Source organism: Pseudomonas sp. PS01300, from assembly GCF_029960155.1.
Lineage (GTDB): Bacteria > Pseudomonadota > Gammaproteobacteria > Pseudomonadales > Pseudomonadaceae > Aquipseudomonas > Aquipseudomonas palmensis.
The window spans coordinates 15,566-33,514 of the sequence record NZ_JASCPN010000038.1 but is presented as its reverse complement, the minus strand read 5'-3'; the positions used below and the strand labels follow the sequence as shown (position 1 = coordinate 33,514).

At 62.3% G+C, this 17,949-nt stretch carries 15 protein-coding genes; 5 read left to right on the top strand and 10 right to left on the bottom strand.

Going from position 1 to position 17,949, the window contains the following annotated elements; genetic code table 11:
- The first annotated feature begins 267 nt into the window (after nucleotides 1-267).
- A complete protein-coding gene (locus tag QMX96_RS17965) occupies nucleotides 268-819 on the top strand; it encodes an NADAR family protein (RefSeq protein WP_282362154.1) in 552 nt (183 codons plus the stop codon).
- A gap of 19 nt (nucleotides 820-838) precedes the next feature.
- Here the strand turns inward: QMX96_RS17965 and QMX96_RS17960 are convergent, their stop codons facing one another.
- Nucleotides 839-1,735 (bottom strand): LysR substrate-binding domain-containing protein, encoded by an 897-nt coding sequence (locus QMX96_RS17960; protein WP_054916410.1) that lies wholly within the window; start codon nucleotides 1,733-1,735, stop codon nucleotides 839-841.
- 126 nt (nucleotides 1,736-1,861) lie between these two features.
- Here QMX96_RS17960 and QMX96_RS17955 point away from each other — a divergent pair, with 126 nt between their 5' ends.
- Entirely contained in the window at nucleotides 1,862-2,926 is a 1,065-nt protein-coding gene (locus QMX96_RS17955; RefSeq protein ID WP_282362153.1) for a D-cysteine desulfhydrase family protein, read from the top strand.
- Here QMX96_RS17955 and QMX96_RS17950 read toward each other — a convergent pair.
- From QMX96_RS17950 to QMX96_RS17925, 6 genes are all read right to left on the bottom strand, one after another.
- On the bottom strand, nucleotides 2,869-4,065 hold the full coding sequence (locus QMX96_RS17950; RefSeq protein WP_282362152.1) for an NAD(P)/FAD-dependent oxidoreductase: 1,197 nt from the start codon (nucleotides 4,063-4,065) through the stop codon (nucleotides 2,869-2,871). The genes QMX96_RS17955 and QMX96_RS17950 overlap by 58 nt on opposite strands.
- The gene (locus tag QMX96_RS17945) at nucleotides 4,058-4,612 is read right to left on the bottom strand and encodes an OsmC family protein (protein WP_100634133.1); all 555 of its coding nucleotides are present in this window, start codon (nucleotides 4,610-4,612) and stop codon (nucleotides 4,058-4,060) included. Before QMX96_RS17945 ends, QMX96_RS17950 begins: the two co-directional genes overlap by 8 nt.
- A gap of 77 nt (nucleotides 4,613-4,689) precedes the next feature.
- Nucleotides 4,690-5,457 carry an ABC transporter ATP-binding protein gene (locus tag QMX96_RS17940; protein WP_282362151.1) on the bottom strand — a complete coding sequence of 256 codons (768 nt, stop codon included), beginning with the start codon at nucleotides 5,455-5,457 and terminating at the stop codon, nucleotides 4,690-4,692.
- Nucleotides 5,454-6,287 carry an ABC transporter permease gene (locus QMX96_RS17935; protein ID WP_078481402.1) on the bottom strand — a complete coding sequence of 278 codons (834 nt, stop codon included), beginning with the start codon at nucleotides 6,285-6,287 and terminating at the stop codon, nucleotides 5,454-5,456. The genes QMX96_RS17940 and QMX96_RS17935 overlap by 4 nt, the downstream gene beginning before the upstream one ends.
- Nucleotides 6,284-7,360 carry an ABC transporter substrate-binding protein gene (locus tag QMX96_RS17930; RefSeq protein ID WP_052504310.1) on the bottom strand — a complete coding sequence of 359 codons (1,077 nt, stop codon included), beginning with the start codon at nucleotides 7,358-7,360 and terminating at the stop codon, nucleotides 6,284-6,286. The genes QMX96_RS17935 and QMX96_RS17930 overlap by 4 nt, the downstream gene beginning before the upstream one ends.
- A gap of 156 nt (nucleotides 7,361-7,516) precedes the next feature.
- Nucleotides 7,517-8,095, bottom strand: coding sequence for a TetR/AcrR family transcriptional regulator (locus QMX96_RS17925; RefSeq protein WP_282362150.1), 579 nt, complete (start codon nucleotides 8,093-8,095; stop codon nucleotides 7,517-7,519).
- 236 nt (nucleotides 8,096-8,331) lie between these two features.
- Between QMX96_RS17925 and QMX96_RS17920 the strand changes: the two genes are divergently transcribed.
- The 3 genes from QMX96_RS17920 to QMX96_RS17910 all read left to right on the top strand — a co-directional run bounded on the left by QMX96_RS17920 (nucleotide 8,332) and on the right by QMX96_RS17910 (nucleotide 12,322).
- A complete protein-coding gene (locus tag QMX96_RS17920; RefSeq protein ID WP_043863930.1) occupies nucleotides 8,332-8,832 on the top strand; it encodes a sigma-70 family RNA polymerase sigma factor in 501 nt (166 codons plus the stop codon).
- Nucleotides 8,832-9,779 carry a FecR domain-containing protein gene (locus tag QMX96_RS17915; RefSeq protein WP_088514350.1) on the top strand — a complete coding sequence of 316 codons (948 nt, stop codon included), beginning with the start codon at nucleotides 8,832-8,834 and terminating at the stop codon, nucleotides 9,777-9,779. Before QMX96_RS17920 ends, QMX96_RS17915 begins: the two co-directional genes overlap by 1 nt.
- A gap of 113 nt (nucleotides 9,780-9,892) precedes the next feature.
- Nucleotides 9,893-12,322, top strand: coding sequence for a TonB-dependent receptor (locus QMX96_RS17910; protein WP_282362149.1), 2,430 nt, complete (start codon nucleotides 9,893-9,895; stop codon nucleotides 12,320-12,322).
- Between the two features lie 641 nt (nucleotides 12,323-12,963).
- Here QMX96_RS17910 and QMX96_RS17905 read toward each other — a convergent pair.
- From QMX96_RS17905 to QMX96_RS17895, 3 genes are all read right to left on the bottom strand, one after another.
- Nucleotides 12,964-14,973 carry a nucleoside-diphosphate sugar epimerase/dehydratase gene (locus QMX96_RS17905; protein WP_282362148.1) on the bottom strand — a complete coding sequence of 670 codons (2,010 nt, stop codon included), beginning with the start codon at nucleotides 14,971-14,973 and terminating at the stop codon, nucleotides 12,964-12,966.
- A gap of 105 nt (nucleotides 14,974-15,078) precedes the next feature.
- The gene (locus QMX96_RS17900) at nucleotides 15,079-16,083 is read right to left on the bottom strand and encodes a glycosyltransferase family 4 protein (RefSeq protein WP_282362147.1); all 1,005 of its coding nucleotides are present in this window, start codon (nucleotides 16,081-16,083) and stop codon (nucleotides 15,079-15,081) included.
- Nucleotides 16,080-17,069 carry an SDR family oxidoreductase gene (locus QMX96_RS17895; RefSeq protein ID WP_282362162.1) on the bottom strand — a complete coding sequence of 330 codons (990 nt, stop codon included), beginning with the start codon at nucleotides 17,067-17,069 and terminating at the stop codon, nucleotides 16,080-16,082. The genes QMX96_RS17900 and QMX96_RS17895 overlap by 4 nt, the downstream gene beginning before the upstream one ends.
- Nucleotides 17,070-17,949: the final 880 nt, after the last annotated feature.

Sequence of the window (17,949 nt, the reverse complement as noted above, 5' to 3'; positions counted from 1 at the left end):
GGGCAGTGTGTTTTGTTGTAGGAGCAAGCCTAGCAATCAAGTTGATAATCATTCGCAATTGAATTCAGAGTGGCGGCCCTCCCAAACTGCTCCTGCCTCCAATGGTCGTCGCCGTGTCTTGCCCCGGCGATGGCGTTGAGGGCATTTCTTGAGGCGCTGTGAGCGGGTGCTGCATTACGCGGTAGTATCACCGTCCTGGCCGGCAGGCACCGTTCGGTGCTGCGGCCGGATGACCGTTGCAATGGTGTTATTGGAGAGGCAATCAGCGTGAACGATTCACAGATGCTCGAGGACCTGGTGTCCCGCTACCTGGCCGGCGAAAGGCCCGAGTTCGTATGCTTCTGGGGCCATCAGGTGAGCCGCAAGGGTGTCACCGCCTCGTGTTTCAGCCAGTGGTACGTGGCGCCGTTCGAGGTGGACGGGCAGTCGTACCAGTCGGCCGAGCACTACATGATGGCCGAGAAGGCGGCGCTGTTTGGTGATGAACAGACGCGGGCACGGATCATCGAGGCGACCGATCCCAATGCGGCCAAGGCACTCGGACGCCAGGTGCGCGGGTTCGACGAGGCGCGGTGGGCACAGGAGCGTTTCGCGATCGTGGTGCGGGCCAACCAGGCCAAGTTTTCCCAGAACGCGGAACTGGGGGCCTTCCTGCAGGGCACCGGCACGCGGGTGATCGTGGAGGCCAGCCCGGTGGACCGGGTGTGGGGGATCGGCCTGGCGCAGGATGACCAGAACGCCCACCGGCCGGACCGCTGGCGCGGCCTGAACCTGCTGGGCTTCGCGCTGATGCAGGTGCGCGACGCGGCGCAGGCCTGACGGCCCGCCGGACCTGCGATCAGGGCTGGCTCGGCAAGCCGAGCCGCGCCTGGATGAACGCGACGAAGGCAGTGAGCTTGGGCAGTGACTTCTTCGAGCGTGGATACACCATCTGCACCGGTTTGTGGGCCGGCACATACGCCCCCAGAATGCTCACCAGCTCCTTGTTCGCCAGCGCGGCGGCCACCAGAAAGTCCGGCTGCATCAGGATCCCGCTGCCAGCAATGGCGGCCTGCAGCAGTACCTGGCCATCGTTGCTGCGAAGCACCGCCTGCTCGGGCCAGAACACCTCTTTGCCAGCCTGCTTGAGTGGCCAGGCAAAGCGGTTGTTCCAGGAGGTGTGGGTGAGAATTCGGTGGGCGTGGAGCGCCTCCGGTGTTGTCGGCTCGCCGGCCTTCTCGAGGTATTTCGGGGCGGCGCAGATCACCATCTGATAAGGCGGCAGGGGCTGCGAGACCAGGTTGGCGTCAACCAGCTCGGCGATCCTGAAGCCCAGGTCGAAGGCACTCTCGTAGAGGTCCACCACCTCGTTGCTCAGGATCAGCTCGACCTGAACCTGCGGGTAGCGCTGCATGAACTCGGTCACCAGCGGGCCGACCAGCGATACCCCCAGTGTCATCGGCGCGGTCACCCGCAGCAGGCCACTGGGTGCGTCGCTGGAGGCTTCTACCCGGTTGTAGGCGTAGGCGACCTGCTCCAGGGCGGTCCTGGCCTCGGCATAGAAGATGCGGCCTTCGCCGGTTATGGTCTGCCGGCGTGTGGTGCGTTGAACCAGCCGGGTGTTCAGGGTTTTCTCAAGGCTCTGGACATGCCGCCCCACCATCACCGCCGACATCCCCAGCGCGGCAGCCGCCCCGGCAAAGCTGCCGGCTTCGACCACGGCAACAAATACTTCCATCTGCCTGAGCTTGCTCATCGAGTGATCCGAGAGGTGATGATTACTAACGTTGAGTGAGCCAATTGCTAACCTGGCGTGCGTTTATTGCGCTTTAGTTTATCCCTATAGTCCGTGGCATTGAACCAGAGCACGAGGTGTCATCCCATGCGACATGTACTGAGCCAGGCGCTGGGCGCATTCGCGCGCGCCGATCTGCTGCAGGGCGCCACCGGCATACAACGCGCCGAGCGTATCGAGCACCATCTGGGCCTGCCGGCCATGGGTGTCGGCCTGTACCTCAAGCGCGATGACCACATGCTTGTCGGCGGTGGCGGCAACAAGCTGCGCAAACTGGAGTTCCACCTGGGCGAGGCGCTGAAGAACGGCGTCGACACCCTGATCACCGTGGGCGGCATTCAGTCCAACCACGCGCGGTTGACGGCCGCCGTGTGCGCCCGGCTGGGGCTTGAATGCGAACTGATCCTCAGCCGTGCGGTGCCCAGGGCCGATCGCGATTACGAGCTCAATGGCAATGTGCTGCTCGACCAGCTGTTCGGGGCCAGGGTGCAGGTGCTGGACAGGGGCGCCGATGCGCTGGCAGCGGCCGAGGCGCGCGCGCAGCAGTTGCGTGCGGCAGGTCGCAAGGTGCTGGTCATTCCCACCGGCGGTTCCACGCCGCTTGGCAGCCTGGGCTACGCCCGTTGCGCCGAAGAGATCGTGCAGCAGGAAACCGCGATGGGCGTGCAATTCGACGAGGTCGTGGTTCCCAATGGCAGCGCCGGCACCCATGCCGGGCTTGCGGCGGGGTTCGAGGTACTGGGGCGGGGTGCGGCGAGCGTCAGGTCCTGGTCGGTGCTGGCCGACCAGCAGACCGCGGCGGCCACGACCCTGCAGTTGGCTCGCCAGGCGCTGGCCTTGCTGGGCCATGCTGCAAGCCTCGATGCGAGTGCGATCAACATCGATGGCAGCCAGTTGGGCGAAGGCTACGGGCTGCCGACCCAGGCCATGCTCGAAGCGGTGCGCCTGATGGCGCGCTGCGAAGGTGTGCTGGTGGACCCGGTGTACTCGGGCAAGGCCTTCGCCGGGCTGCTGGCCGACCTGCGACAGGGCCGCTATCGCCGCGGCGAAAACGTGCTGTTCATCATGACCGGTGGCACCCCGGGGCTTTACGCCTACAGGGAAACCTTCGCCGAGCCGGTGCAAGGCGCCAGTTGCGTGGCGTCGAGATAGCCCTTGACCGCCCTTGCCACGCCAGGCGCCTGCAGGCCGATTTCGCGCAGTTGCCCGCTCAAGGGGTTGCGGTAACCGATGAAGAACAGGCCCCGCGCAACGCTCGACTGGCCGTCGTCATCCACGGTCGGCTTGCCGTCTGCCGTGAGCGCCTCGGGGTACTGGATCAGCGCCTCCAGGCCGGTGGTGTAGCCGGTGCCCGCAACGATCACGTCCATGCGCAGCGTGCAGCGCTCGGTGCGGTCGATGCCGGTGTGGGCCACGGCGCCTTGCTCGTTCAGTTCCAGCAGCGGGCCGACCACCTTGATGCGGCGCTGTTTCAGGTCGTCGATCACCGGCATGAACAGCGTCGGCGTGACACTGCCCAGCCTGGACACGCCCTGTGCCGGTGGTGGCAGGCCGTAGGCCGACAGGTCGCCGACCCAGCGCCGCGACAACCAGCTCAGCACCGCGTCGCTCGCGCGGGGCGGCAGCCGACGGATCAGCGTACCCAGTGCCGCCAGCGGCACGCCGAACAGGCTCTTGGGCAGAAAGTGCGGCGCGCGCCGCACCGACAGCGTGACCGACGCGGCATGGGGCACCAGGCGGCTGGCTATCTCGCAGGACGAATTGCCGCTGCCGACCACCACCACGTGCTTGCCGGCGTAGGCACGTGCATTGCCGAAGTGCGCGGCATGCACGATCTGCCCGGCAAAGCGCTGTGCCCCCGGCCACTGCGGGATCGACGGTACGCACGAGGTACCGGTGGCGACCACCAGCGCCGGTGCGCGCCACTCGCGGCCATCACGGCAGCGCACCTGCCACATCGATTGCGCCTGAAGGTAACCGACCGATTCCACGTCGCACCCGGTCAGCACCTCGAAGCCGCCCCGGGCCGGCAGTGACGCCAGCACCAGGGCCAGGTCATCGCGGCTCGGCCAGCGGCCTGCCGCCCATGGAAAGCGCCCGCCCGGCAACCCGGAAAACCAGCGCCCGGTGTTCAGGCGCAGGCCGTCATAGTGGTTGCGCCACACGTCGCCCACGGCCTGCGTGCGCTCCAGCACCAGCGGGCGCAGGCCGGCGCGTACCAGCTCGTAGGCACAGGACAGCCCCGCCGGCCCGCCCCCCACCACCAGCACCCTGTGCGCGTTGTCAGCCATGGGTGGCGCCGCCGGTGTGTTGCACCTCCACCGTCAGGGGCACGGGACGCATGATGGTGTCGGGGATCGGCGCGGTCGGCAGCAGCTTGGCCAGCAATGCGTCCACGCGCTCGGGTGATTCCTCGGTATCGATCGACACCTGCACCTGGATGCTTTCAAAGCCCGGGTTGCCGCTGGTCACGCCAAATGCGGCGCGGAAATCCACGCGGCCGCTCACGTCCAGCACCAGTCTGTTGACCTTGACTCCGGATGCCGACAGGCCGCCGATGTAGGTGGCCGCCAGGCAGTTGCCGATACCCGCCAGCAACAGTTCCTGGGGCGTGGCGCCCAGGCCGGCACCGCCATAGGCGCAGGGCTCGTCGCCGTGCAGCACGGCACCGGACTTGACCTTGGTGAGGGTCTGGTAGCCCTCGGTCCACTGCACACTGGTGTGGTAGAGCGGGCGTGCGATGTCACCCTCGCCATCGGCCCGGATGCGTTCGCGAACTGCTCGGCCGGCGTTGGCCTGGAGGCCGTTGATGGTGACGCGGTGGGTGGTTTCACTCATGGTCTGTGCTCTTCAAGGGGCGGCATGGCGGTCGAATGACCGTGTGCCAATCAGTTAATCGGGAGGTCCCGTGTCGACTAGAAATGCTCGGCCAGCCGGGTTTCGTGGGTCAGAAACGCGTCCAGCCGTTCTTGCAGGTCAAGCAGTTGCGCCGAGCGCACCTGGCGCGGGCGCGGCAGGTCGATTTCCAGGATCTGGGCGATGCGGCCGTGGGGCGTGCTGGCCATCAGCACGATACGGTCGGCCAGCAGCAGCGCCTCCTGCAGGTCGTGGGTCACCATCAGCACCGTGGCGCCGCTGGTGTTCCAGGCGCGCAGCAACTGGTCCTGCATCAGGCGCCGGGTTTGTGCGTCCAGCGCCGAAAACGGCTCGTCGAGCAGCAGCAGGCGTGGCTCCAGGGCCAGTGCCCTGGCCAGAGCGATGCGCTGGCACATGCCGCCGGACAATGCCGCCGGCCGGTGCCGGGCGAATTCGGCCAGGCCCACGTCGGCAAGCAACTGCTCGGCGCGCCGGGTGGCCGCTTCACGGTCCAGCCCGCGGTTGAGCAGGGCGATGGCAATGTTTTTCACCGCACTCATCCACGGGAACAGGTTGTTCTGCTGGAAGATCAGCGCACTGTCGGGCTGGTTGCCGCTCACTGCCTGGCCGTCGTACAGCAGGTGCCCGGTGCTGGGTTGCTGCAGGCCCGCAGCGATGTTGAGCAGGGTGCTCTTGCCGCACCCGCTGCGCCCCAGCAGCACGGTGAAACTGGCGGCCTTGATATCCAGGTCACCCACCTCGACCCGTGTGCCGCCTTCGAACTGCTTGCTCAGGCCACGAAAACTCAGCGTGGCGCCCCGGCTCATGACGCCCACCCGGTGAGGCGGCGTCCGAGCAACAGCATCAGGCGATCCACCACGAAACCCACGACACCAATGGTCATCACACCCACCATCACCAACGGCATGTTGTACATCTGCTGGGCCATGATGATCATGTAGCCCAACCCGGAATTGATTCCCGCCATCTCCCCGGCCAGCACCGCCATCCATGCGCCGAAGAACGCCATGCGCAGGCTGGTCATCGCGCTGGGGGCGATTGCCGGCAGTCGCACGCGCAGCCAGATCTGTTGGCGCGTGCACCTCAGGTTGCGGGCGATGTTCAGGTACTGCGGGTCGATGGCATCCAGCGCGGCGACCAGCGACAGCGTCATGGTGCCCAGCACGGCCAGGAACACCACGAACACCGCGGCCTGTCCGCCGATGCCGATCACCGCGATGGTGAAGGGGACCCAGGCCACCGGTGAGATCGGCGCCAGGGTCTGCACCAGCGGCAGGATCAGGCGGCGCAGCAGCTTCACCTCGGTGGTGATCACCGCCAGCAGCAGCGCCACCAGGCTGCCAGCCAGCAACCCGCCGCTGACCCGCAGCAGGGTCACCAGCAGGGCCTCCAGCAAGCCGCTGCGCTGCTGCCCGAAACCCACCACCGCTTCGCCGGAAAACGCATACGGCAGGGTCACGCTGGGAGGCGGGAGCACGCGGCCATCCAGCCAGCCAGACTGCACCGCCAGCTCCCATGCGCCGATCAGCAATGCCCACGCCAGCAGGAACCACAGCGTGTCGCGCAGCGCGTCCAGATAACGCGGGGCACGGCGTGCGTCGGGCTGCCGGCTCAGGGTCAGAACGGCCTGGTTCATCCCGTCACCTGGGCAGCAGGTTGATGACGCAGGTCGAGAACCGCATCGATCGGGTTGTCGGTGAAGTAGCCGAGTTCGACCAGGTAGCCGGCGCCGCGCTTGAGGCCGGCCACGCCTACCGGGCTGATGACCGGGTTGGGCGCCTGGCGTGCCAGGGCCACCTTGAGCACCTCGTTGGATACCCCGTAGATCGGCTGCAATTGCTGGATGGCGTTGTCGAAGTCGGCTTTCATCGCAGTGGCCGATGCCTGCAGCAGTTCCAGGTAGCGTTTGAGCAGCGGCCCTTGTTCCTGGCTGGTGCGCACCTGCGTGGTGATCACGCAGTCGGCGGCCTCCGGGCCCCACACCGCGTTGGAGTCGCTCAGGTAGCGTGCGCCGGTGGTGCTGACCACGTTCTGGGCATAGGGCTGTGCCAGGGTGCACACGTCGAGGCGGCCGTTGGCGATGGCTTCGCCCATCCCGGCCATGCTCGGGAAGAAAGTCATCTGATAGTCGTTGTAGGATTTGCCGTGGCGCGCCATCGAGCCATAGCCCACCAGTTCCAGGGTATCCAGGCGCAGGGTGCCGACGCGCAGGCCGCTGCCTGCGGCGGCGATGAATTCATCCAGGCTGGCCACCGAGCCGTTGCGCGCCACCAGTTCGATGCCGCCTTGCCCCGAGCCACCGATGATGCGCAGCTCCTGGGTGCCCTTGGCGTAGGCGGCTGCGGTCATGGTCCAGGGCCCGTGCATCAGTTCCAGGCGACCTGCCAACAAGGCCTGCAGGGCATCGCTTGGGCTGTTGAATTGCGTCAGCTCCACCTGCAGGCCGGCCGCCGCAAAATCACCGCGCAGCTTTGCCAGCAGCAGGTGCGACACGCAGCCGGCGGGCATGTGCCCCACACGCAGCAGCGGCCCGCCGGTGGCAGCTTCGACCTTGCTGGCCGCTGCCAGCAGCGCGGTGCCGGCGGCGCTCAGCGCCAGCATGCCGCAGCCACAGGCGCACATGAACGAGCGGCGGCTCAGGTTGGACTGGAGTGCGGGCGTCGCTTGCGCGCCACTGGTGGAGAACAATCGCTGGAAAAAATCTCTCATCACACGCATCCCAAAACAGGTAGACCGATCGTTCTCGGCAGGCGCGTGAAGTATGTGAGATCTGCGATATAAGCAGAACTAATATTTTAAGATTAGCTTATGCCTAATTAGCATATAGGCGCCGAGGCCTGCACCGGCAGCGGTGCAGGGGGCGGGCTAGGCGGCTTTCGCTTCGCGCAGCAGGGTCAGCAGGATCGAGCGTGCAACCTGTGCGCTTCTGGCGTTGCGCGAGACCATCGCGGTGGCGATGGCACCGTCGATCAGCAGCGAGATCTGCTGCGCGACCCAGGCCGGTTCCGGCAGCCCGCAGGCCGCGGCCAGTTGCTCGATGCGGTCATGCACCCGATCGAAGTGCGCCTGGGCCAGGTCACGTACCCAGCTGGAAGACTTGTCGTGTTCGGCGACGGCGTTGGTGAACAGGCAGCCGAAGAAGCGCCCGCTGGCGAACCATTCCTCGAGCAGGTCGAACAGAAAGATCAGGCGTTGCTCCGGGTCGTCGGTACGCTGAGGCAGTGACTGGTCAAACCAGCCAAACCACATCGCTGCCTCGCGATCGAACACGGCACGCAGCAGGTTCTCCTTGGAGCCATAGGTCTCGTACAGCGTGCGCCGCGCGACCTTGGCATCGCTGAGCAGGCGCGAAACGCCCGTTGCATGAATGCCTTCACGGCAGAACAGCCGTCGCGCGCTTTCCAGCAGGCGCTCGGCGGCAACGGTCGGGGGTGTGCTTTCCATCAAAATCGGTTCCGGCTGAATCAGTTTGGTGCAGAGTGCAACTTAATGGGTGGGGTGTCATCAGGGAAAGTGCTGGAGGTTGGGTTTTCGCGGGCAGGGGGAGGGGGCAGGTGCGTAGTTTGCCCTGGGCATCATCAGGCCAGATGCACACCTGGCGGGGGGATTGCCCCTTGCACGAACGGCGCTCGCCCTAAATAATGCGATCAATTACCATTTGCATATTTAATGGCCCCCTTATGTCCGCACTCGAGCCTTTGGCACTTCACCAGCTTTATTCCGAACACAACGGTTGGCTGAAAGGCTGGTTGCGCATGCGCCTGGGCAATTCGGCCGATGCGGCGGATCTGGCCCAGGACACCTTCGTGCGGGTCATGACGGCACGCAACGCCGCGCCGATCCGAGAGCCGCGGGGCTACCTGACTGCAATTGCGCGCTCGCTGTTGATCGACAAGTCGAGGCGACGGGCGATCGAGCAGGCATATCTGGTGGCCCTGGCGCAGAAGCCTGAACCGGTCGAGGTATCACCTGAGGTGCGCTTGTCCATTCTCGAGATGCTGGTGGCGGTCGACAGCCTGCTGGACGGGCTGGGCAAGCGTACCCGGGAGATCTTTCTGTCGGTGCAGCTGGAAGGGCAGACCTATGTGGCGGTGGCCGAACGCCTCGGGGTCTCGGTCACCACGGTGAAGAACCATCTGGTGCGAGCCATGACCGAGTGCCTGCTGCTGGCGGACAACTGATGAGCGCGGCGCTCGATCGTCGGACCCTCGAAGCTGCTGCGACCTGGTACGTGCAGCTCAACGATGCAGGGGTGGACGAGGCCTGCACCCGCGCCTGGCAGCAATGGTTGGGGGCAGATCCTTTGCACGCCGAGGCATGGGCGCGGGTCGAGGCGTTCCAGCGGCAATGGGCAACGGTACCCGCACATGCCGCCCGGTCAGGGCTGGATGCGGCCCAGGCGCAACGCCGCGAGGTATTGAAGATCCTCGGCGTGTTGCTGGCCGTCGGGGGCAGCAGCTGGATGATCGGCAAACCGCTGGCGAACCATGGCCTGTTCGCTCAGCAGAGCACGGGCGCGCGCGAGCGTCGCTCGCTGCGGCTGGACGACGGATCGCAGCTGGAACTCAACGCCAACACCGCGCTGGATGCGAGCTTCGACGGGCAACTTCGGCTTATCCGTCTTTACCGCGGGGAGATCCTCGTGCAAACCGCCAAGGACCCTGGGCAGCGGCCGTTTATCGTCGAGACCCAGGACGGGCGCATCCACGCGCTCGGGACGCGCTTCAGCGTGCGCCAGATGACGGACCGGACCCGCGTGGGTGTGCTGCAGTCGGCGGTCGAGCTCCGTCCTCGCCGTCACCCGGAGCGGGCAGTGCGTCTGGAGGCCGGTCAGCAGGCGGCGTTCGATCCTGATCGCGCCGATCCTGCCGGTGTCTTGGCACAGGGTTCGACCGCGTGGGTGCAGGGCATGCTGAGTGTCAACGAGTGGCGCCTCGGGGAGTTCATCGACGAGCTGGGGCGCTATCGCCCGGGCGTGCTGCGCTGCGCCGGGGCGGTTCGCGACCTGAGCATTTCCGGAGCGTTCCGTATCGACGATACAGATGCGGTCCTGGAAAACCTGACCCGGACCTTGCCGGTGAAGCTGCGTTACCTGACCCGCTACTGGGTCAGTGTCGAGGCTGTCTGAACCGTCACTGACAGAAAATACGCGGAGCACCTTGCTGATTATGATTCTCATCCGTCAATGACAGGAGCCGCGATGACAGCGGATTTCTGCCAAGACAACAGAAGGATCATTTCATGCCCCAGCTTTGCTTCTCCCCCTCGATCTCATTGCCCCGCGCAGTGCGCCTGGCGATGTTCAGCCTGACGATGGCGAGTGTGCCGGGGGTGGTGCTGATGCCTGCTGCGGCTCACGCCCAGAGCCGTATCGCCTACCACATCGGCGCAGGCCCGCTGGGTAGCGCGCTGACCCAGTTCGGCGTGCAGGCGGGTGTGACGATTTCCTTCGATCCGCGGCAGATCCACGCGCTGACCACCCCGGGCCTTGATGGTGCCTATGGGGTCGATGAGGGGCTGGCGCTGCTGCTGTCCAATAGCGGCTTGCGCGCTCAGCGCCAGGCCAATGGTGGGTATCTGCTGGTCCAGGACGGTTCCTCGGACGCGGTCGTGCTCGGCGCCACCACCGTCAACGGGCAGGGCCTGGGCGCCACGACCGAGGGCACCGGTTCGTACACCACGGGCTCGACCAATACGGCGACCAAGCTCGCCCTGAGCCTGCGGGAAACACCGCAGTCGGTGACGGTGATCACCCGCAAGAGGATGGACGACCAGAACATCCAGAGCCTGGACGACATCGCGCGCACGGCGACCGGTATCACCCTCACCAAGATCGGCACTGATCGCTCCACCTATTACTCGCGCGGCTTCGAGATCAGCGACCTGCAATATGACGGCATTCCGACCAACATCTCGGAAAACTACTCCATGGACGTCATGTCCACCTCGAACATGGCCATCTATGACCGCGTCGAGGTCGTACGCGGCGCCAACGGCTTGATGCAGGGCACGGGCAACCCGTCGGCGGCGATCAACCTGGTACGCAAACGGCCGACCCAGGACTTTCGTCTGGGCGCGGAGCTGGGGGCAGGCTCCTGGGACAACTACCGTGGCCAGGTGGATGTTTCCGGGCCACTGACCCCTACGGGCAATGTTCGCGGCCGTGCAGTGGCCTACTACAACAACGCCAACAGCTACCGCGACGGCTCCGAGCGTGACAACCAGTTGCTGTACCTGGTGGGGGAGGCGGATCTGAACGATTCCACCGTACTGACGGTGGGCGCCACTCTCCAGAAAGACAACCAGAACGGCTATGACTGGGGCGGCTTGAACACTCGTCGTGACGGCTCCTTCTATCCGCTTTCGCGTTCCACCAACCTCAACGGCAAGTGGGCCCATCTGGATCGCAACAACTACACGCTGTTCAGCGACCTCACGCACACCTTCGACAACGAGTGGAAGTTGACCCTGGCCATGAATGCGATCTGGTCGAACGCCGACTTTCTCTCCGCGTACCCGAACCGGGTAGCGGGCGACAACTATCGCATGACCGTCTCCCAGGCCGATTACGAAGACACCCAGTTCGCCCTGGACCTCTATGCTACCGGGCCCTTCGAGCTGTTCGGGCGCAAGCATCAGTTGATGCTCGGGGCCAACACGCGCAAGGACGAGTTCGACGCGGTGATCAAGAGCGCCACCAACAACCCGACGATCGACATCACCGACTTCGACTACAGTGCCCTGCCCAGCCCGATCCTCAATGCTATCGGCGCAGACTACAACTACACCCGCAAGGAGCGCGGCCTGTATGGTGCCTCGCGCTTCAGCCTGACCGATGACCTGAGCCTGATCGTCGGTACGCGGGTGAGCTGGTCGGACTACAAGGTGGCCAGCCCCTATACCAATGACCAATACCGGGAGAATGGCCGGCTGGTGCCCTATGCCGGGCTGGTGCTGGACCTGGACAAGCACCACACCTGGTATGCCAGCTACACCGAGATCTACAAGACACAGAGTTACTACGGTGTCGGCAATACCTTGCTTGACCCGATCGAAGGCGAGAATTACGAAACCGGCATCAAGGGTGAATACTTCGATGGTCGGCTGAACACCTCGCTGGCAATCTTCCAGACCAGCTTGGAGAACATGCCCGAGGCATTGCCGGTGTCACCCACCTGTGGTGTGACGGGGACGAGCAAGTGCTATGAAACAGGCGCAAAAGTGCGTAACCGTGGCTTCGAACTGGAAGTGTCCGGCGAGCCGTTGGAGAACTGGAATGTCAGCGCTGGCTATACCTATAGCGATCCCGAATATGTGGCGGGCGCCAGCAATGGTTCGGACTACTACCGCAAGATCCCGCGCCGCCTGCTCAAGGTGGCAACCGACTACCGCTTGCCCGGTGTCCTCGACCACTGGCGTGTGGGCGGCGATGTCTATGCACAGAGCCGCACTGCCGCCGACGTGACCGGGTACGACATCAAGCAGGGCGGCTACACCTTGCTCAACCTGCATGCGCACTATCAGATCAACCAACAGTTCAGCGTGCAGTACAACCTCAACAACGTTCTGGACAAGGTCTACTACCAGTCCTTGCCCACTTCGAACAACTTCGGCGGCCTGTACTACGGTGATCCGCGCAATTTTGCGGTGACGCTGCGCTACCAATACTGATGCAAGGCCTGGGCGTGGCTTTTCGGGCATGCCCGGTGGCGTGCCATGCCCAGGCGGCCTTTACCCGTCCCCCATGCAAGGTTTGGGAATGGCTTCAGGTGTTGGGACGGGTTTTTGTGGGCATTAAAAAGCCGGCTTGTGGTTAGCTTTTTGTTCGGTAACGGACTGAAATATATGATTTTATTATTCGTGAGATCGCTGATCCCCCATTTAATCCCCCACTTTTCGGCATCCTGTGACCGGCTTTTTCGCCCGGTTTTGCAGCCAATTTTATGACGTTGAGATAGTTGAGTTACGTTAATTCAGACTGTCAGATGGAGCGCGTCGACGGATAGCCGCTGTGATGGTCTGGCGTTACGAGGCTGGTCAATTTTATTTAAGCCGGCTCAGCGCTGTGAAATTTGTTGCTTCGGCGCGCCATGGCCAAGCAGGTCAGCGACATAATACCTGCGATCCCAGGCGTTGGTTGGCGAAGCACCAATCGAGACGGGTAGCGCCGTTCCAGCGGGGCCGTAAAGCAGCGCTGTCGGAGCTTCGTTCTCGCGAAATTCAGGGTTGGGGTTCACATGGCCACGGCTTCGACTACCAATTCCATTCTCATTTACCGTCAGGCTAGGGGCTGCTTCGCGTTGTCGCCGACCTCACAATTCCTGCCGCTGCTGCTGATATACCCAGTCGACAATGCCGCCCTCCGGCGCATAACCATTGACCAATTCGCGTAACAACAGTCGAATGCAGGCGAAGTCGTCGTCCTCCACGGCCCTGAACAATGACTCCAGGCGTTCGCGCAGCACCTCCCAGGTCAGAAAATCTTCATTGGCCATCATGATCATGGGGTGCGAAGTGGGTGATACTTCATCCCCGATCAACAGCTCCTCGTACAGTTTTTCACCCGGACGCAGACCGCTGAACTCGATGGCGATATCGCCATACGGATTGTTCGCGCTGCGCACGCTGAGACCAGAGAGGTGAATCATTTTTTCGGCCAGTTCGGCAATGCTCACCGGGGCCCCCATGTCTAGCACGAACACCTCACCGCCTTGCCCCATGGCACCGGCTTGCACCACCAGTTGGGCTGCTTCAGGTATGGTCATGAAGTAGCGGGTGATTTTCGGGTGAGTGACCGTCAGAGGGCCACCGTTTTTGATTTGTTGGCGGAACAGGGGGATCACCGAACCGGAGGAACCCAGCACGTTGCCGAAGCGCACCATGGTGAATCGGGTCTTGTTTAGCCGAGCCACCTTATCGCTGTCACCGTACATCACCGGCGCCGGTTCGCGGCTTAGAGCCTGCAAAATGAGCTCCGATATGCGCTTAGTGCTGCCCATCACATTAGTGGGGCGCACGGCCTTGTCGGTGGAAATCAGCACAAAGTTGGCCACCCCTGACTGCAATGCGGCCTGCGCAGTGCACAAAGTACCGAACACATTGTTGAGAATACCCTCTGCCATATTGTGTTCGACCATCGGCACATGTTTGTAGGCGGCCGCATGGTAGACAGTGTCGACCTTCCAGGTATTTATGATATCGACCAAGTGCTGCTGGTTGCGTACCGACCCAAGAATCGGGAGCACGCGTACTGATAGCGCGTCACGGGCAATGCGCTGCTCCAGTTCGCTAAGAATGCAGTACAGATTAAATTCGCTGTGGTCGAACAACAGTAAGGTTTGAGGTTGCAAACCGATGATCTGGCGACACAGCTCGGAACCGATCGAGCCCCCCGCTCCAGTGACTAAGACCGCCTGCTTTTTGATGCAGCGTTCAAGCAGGGCTTCTTGGGCCGGTACCGGGTCTCTTCCCAGCAAATCGGCGATTGCGACTTCCTGAATGTCATCGACCTTTACCCGGCCGCTAGCGAGGTCGGCGAAGGCCGGCACACTGCGCACATGCAATGGGTATTGTTCGAGGAAGGCGAGAATTTCCTTGCGCCGCGCACGCGAGGCTCTGGGTAGTGCCAGTAGGATTTCCTGGGCGCCGGTTTCCTTGATCATTTGCGACAGATGCTTGGCTTCATATACATGCAGACCGGAGATGATCCGATTGGCAAGCCCGCCGTCATCATCGATGAATGCTACTGGTTTCATGGCTCGTCCCATGCGCAGGGCCGCCAGCAACTGGTTACCAGCTGTCCCCGCGCCGTAAATGGCAACTTTGATCAGGCCGTCATCGCGACTAGCAAAAGGCAATTGGTTAGCCCCCATGAACCAGTCGCCAAGGAAATATTGGCGCATGAGCAGGCGCAGGCCACCGATGATGACCAGGCTTAGCCACCAGTAATTGAAGATGATTGACCGGGGTACAATCATCTGATGGTTGCTGTACCAGAAGACCACCACGGCAAGAATCAGCGATGACAGAGTCACGGCCTTGATGATGGCCACAAGGGCATCATTACCAAAATAACGCATCACGGCGCGGTACATGCCGAAGCGTATGAATAGTGGGATAGCGGTAAGGGGGGCCGCGGCGAACAGCCAGGGATGCTCGGTAACCGGGCGGTACGTCTCCTCAATGCCCAATCGCACAATGAAAGACAACCACAGCGCCACCCAAATCAGCACGATGTCCGCACACACCTGGATCAGGCGTTTCTGTTGCCGGGAAAGATTGACCAGGTACTGGCGAAACCGGTTTTTAGTCGTCTCACTCATCCGGCTGTCCTCTGCGCCAATGGTCTCTAAGCTTAATGTTACAAGAATCGGAGGAGTATTCCATGGCAGTGGTTGATCCTATTGCGATCATGACGCACCATCTGCCTATTCCCGTTTCCCAGCATGGTATTTGATCGCTAGTATTATCAGAGGCACGTAGGCCACGAAGACTCCCACTTCTGCCTCGACTTTCCCGCTCACCACGGCCATTGCCACCGGAAGCAACCAGCCAATATTGAGTGCGGCAACAGACAGGCTCACGAGGAGATGGCTGCCATGATGGCGCGTTGCATACTGATACGCATGACTGCGGTGCGCCTCATGGACGCGCTCCCCGCGCAGTAAACGGCGTCCGAGCGTGAACGTAGCGTCGGCAACGAATACGCCCAGCAGTATCAGCCACCCCCAGAATAGTAGCGGGTTTATCCAGGCTGCCTGCAGAGACAGCAGCCCTAACACCACTCCCAGAAATCCGCTTCCGGCATCGCCCATGAAAATTCGCGCGGGGGGAAAGTTCCAGAACAGGAAGCCGGCAACGGTCGCGGCCAGTAGCAGAGGCAGCCAAATGGCCTGGAGGTTGTCAGTTGTGCTGTAAAGCAGACAGGCCCCCAAGCAGACGGAAATGGCTTGGATGCTGGCGATGCCGTCAATGCCATCCATAAAGTTGTACAGGTTCAGTAGCCATACCAGGTAAAGCGCACCCAGGGGAGCGCTCAGCCAAATGCTGTCCAGCCGCAGGCCAACTAGGGTTAGGGGAGGCATTCCACCGAGCCATGTCAGACCCCAAGCGGCGGCCACGAAATGGCCGACCAAACGCCAGCGCGCGGGAATATGGCCATGATCATCCAGGAAACCGATCGCCGCGACCAGAGTGCCTGATCCAAGCAGTCCGATCAGCAAGCAGGGCGTTACGGCACCGCCCGAAGCGACCCCGAACAGGGCCAGCAGAAAGGTAACGACAAACGCCATACCTCCGCCGCGCGGGGTGGGCAGGGAGTGCGAGCTGCGGGCATTGGGGACATCCAACAGACCTCGGGCCACCGCATATCGGCGAAGGATAGCCGTTACCACCAGCGAGGCGGCACCGGAGGCCAAAATCAGCCAGATCATGAGCGATGGGTTTCCAGAAAATGTTGAGCGGTCACGATCAGTCCTTGCTCGAGAGTGAAAGGCGGGGTCCATTCCAGCATTTGTTTATTTTTGCTTATGTCCACCTGTAACGATCCCATCAGGCGCTGGGTCATGTCGCTGCGGCTGAGAAGACGCCCGCCGAGTCTAAGCAGCCCATTGGGAATGGCGACAAGTCGGGCAGGTCGCCCCAGCGCTTGACCCAAGGATCGTAGCAAATGGCTGATCGACACGTCGTCACCGTCACTGGCCAGGAAAGTCTGGTTCACCGCTTTGGGGTGATCGATGCAGGTAGCGATCAGGTCGATCAGGTTATCCAGAAAGATCAGGCTTCGTCGATTATCTACAGAAGCGAAAGGCAACGGCACGCCGTGATACACCCAGCGCATCATGCTGTGGAAGTTAGCCTTGACGCCTGGGCCATAGACCAGCACCGGGCGAATCACCACCAGCTCCAAACCGGTGTCTGCTGCCAATTGATACAAGGCTAGCTCTGCCTCGTACTTAGAGATGCCGTAGGCATCAACTGGTGCGGGCGTATCATCCGCGCGCAACGGTTGTCCAGGCTGGCTGGATTCCCCACAGACCTTGACTGAGCTGATGAAGATGAAGCGCCGCACCCCAGCTGCCACCGCTTGTCGGGCAAGGCTCAGCGAACCTTCGACATTGATCCGGCGGTATTCAGCGAGGCTATCAACCTCGTGCTCCTTCATCACATGTACACGGGCCGCTGCGTGAATCACTATATCGACGCCCGATAATGTGCTAGTCCAATCGCTCGAGGTGGCCAGGCCCCCAAAGGAGCAACGCTGAACGCCCGGTGGCAAATCCACCGATGCCGAACGCAGCGGGGCCTTGATGGAAAAAACGTCCTGCGCGGCCAATCTCCGACACAGAGCGCCGCCAACGAACCCGCTTGCACCCGTGATCAGAAGTGTGGTTTTACATGTAGAAGCTGGTTCGCGAATGCTGTTCCAAAGCGCCCGTAGGTCGCTCCCCTCCTTAATGGTAGGTCAAAAACACACGTCGTTCCGTGAGGGTGAGAGGCAGAGTATATCTCGACACCCACCTGATCAGCATGGGTAATCTGCAGACGAACCGCATCAACTGAAATCCGTCTTGATGCTGGCATTGCCGTCCGTGCTCTTCGAGGACCTGATTAGTAGGGGACGAGTTGGACTGGTTTTGAACAGAGGAGGAACCAGGAATAGGAGGGCCCGCAAGTGAATGGTTGAAGCGCTGCCCGACAAGGCCTAGCCTGTATCAGGAGGTCTGTGGCGGGAGGTTACCGAATCACCGTGGTGTTAGAGCTAGGGTGGGTCACCCTCCCCCGGCGCCAGGTTGCCTAAGAGCATTCTGCTAACTCATGGCAACCATAGCGTGGGCACTAGGATATGAGCATCTTCTCGATATCCGCCCCCTGGGCCTCCCGATCGTGACACCATTGAGTCGATGAGGATCGCGAGAATAGGGTGGGTGCTAGTGTGCTACTGGAAGACAATCTCGTTCATGGTTGCCTCCTTCATTTTGCGGACGGTCTGCTACGTTTACAATGTCATGATCGAAAGATTTGACCGGCCAGCTCCAGCTGTTTTTCCAGCAAGACGTTGCCGGTGCTGGGTTGGCCGTTGCATCACTGATCATCCCTATCCTTGGCAGATATCATGTTCGTATCTCAGGACTACGCGGAAGGAGGGGGCAGGCATCAATCCCGTGTCCACGTCTGCATAATTCGCTATCTTATCCTAATGATAGGCAGGACCGCGTCGCAGAGGACGCTTGCGGGAGAGGCCGAAGACTAGCCCTGATTACCCTTGATCGATTTGGTAATAACCGACACCCGAGCAG

Bases quoted from the DNA above. Each gene is read 5' to 3' on its own strand.
- QMX96_RS17960 (WP_054916410.1), bottom strand. From the start codon at position 1,735: ATGAGCAAGCTCAGGCAGATGGAAGTATTTGTTGCCGTGGTCGAAGCC.
- QMX96_RS17930 (WP_052504310.1), bottom strand. From the start codon at position 7,360: ATGAGAGATTTTTTCCAGCGATTGTTCTCCACCAGTGGCGCGCAAGCG.
- QMX96_RS17950 (WP_282362152.1), bottom strand. From the start codon at position 4,065: ATGGCTGACAACGCGCACAGGGTGCTGGTGGTGGGGGGCGGGCCGGCG.
- QMX96_RS17955 (WP_282362153.1), top strand. From the start codon at position 1,862: ATGCGACATGTACTGAGCCAGGCGCTGGGCGCATTCGCGCGCGCCGAT.
- QMX96_RS17900 (WP_282362147.1), bottom strand. From the start codon at position 16,083: ATGATCTGGCTGATTTTGGCCTCCGGTGCCGCCTCGCTGGTGGTAACG.
- QMX96_RS17945 (WP_100634133.1), bottom strand. From the start codon at position 4,612: ATGAGTGAAACCACCCACCGCGTCACCATCAACGGCCTCCAGGCCAAC.
- QMX96_RS17920 (WP_043863930.1), top strand. From the start codon at position 8,332: ATGTCCGCACTCGAGCCTTTGGCACTTCACCAGCTTTATTCCGAACAC.
- QMX96_RS17915 (WP_088514350.1), top strand. From the start codon at position 8,832: ATGAGCGCGGCGCTCGATCGTCGGACCCTCGAAGCTGCTGCGACCTGG.
- QMX96_RS17925 (WP_282362150.1), bottom strand. From the start codon at position 8,095: ATGGAAAGCACACCCCCGACCGTTGCCGCCGAGCGCCTGCTGGAAAGC.
- QMX96_RS17940 (WP_282362151.1), bottom strand. From the start codon at position 5,457: ATGAGCCGGGGCGCCACGCTGAGTTTTCGTGGCCTGAGCAAGCAGTTC.
- QMX96_RS17910 (WP_282362149.1), top strand. From the start codon at position 9,893: ATGCCCCAGCTTTGCTTCTCCCCCTCGATCTCATTGCCCCGCGCAGTG.
- QMX96_RS17905 (WP_282362148.1), bottom strand. From the start codon at position 14,973: ATGAGTGAGACGACTAAAAACCGGTTTCGCCAGTACCTGGTCAATCTT.
- QMX96_RS17935 (WP_078481402.1), bottom strand. From the start codon at position 6,287: ATGAACCAGGCCGTTCTGACCCTGAGCCGGCAGCCCGACGCACGCCGT.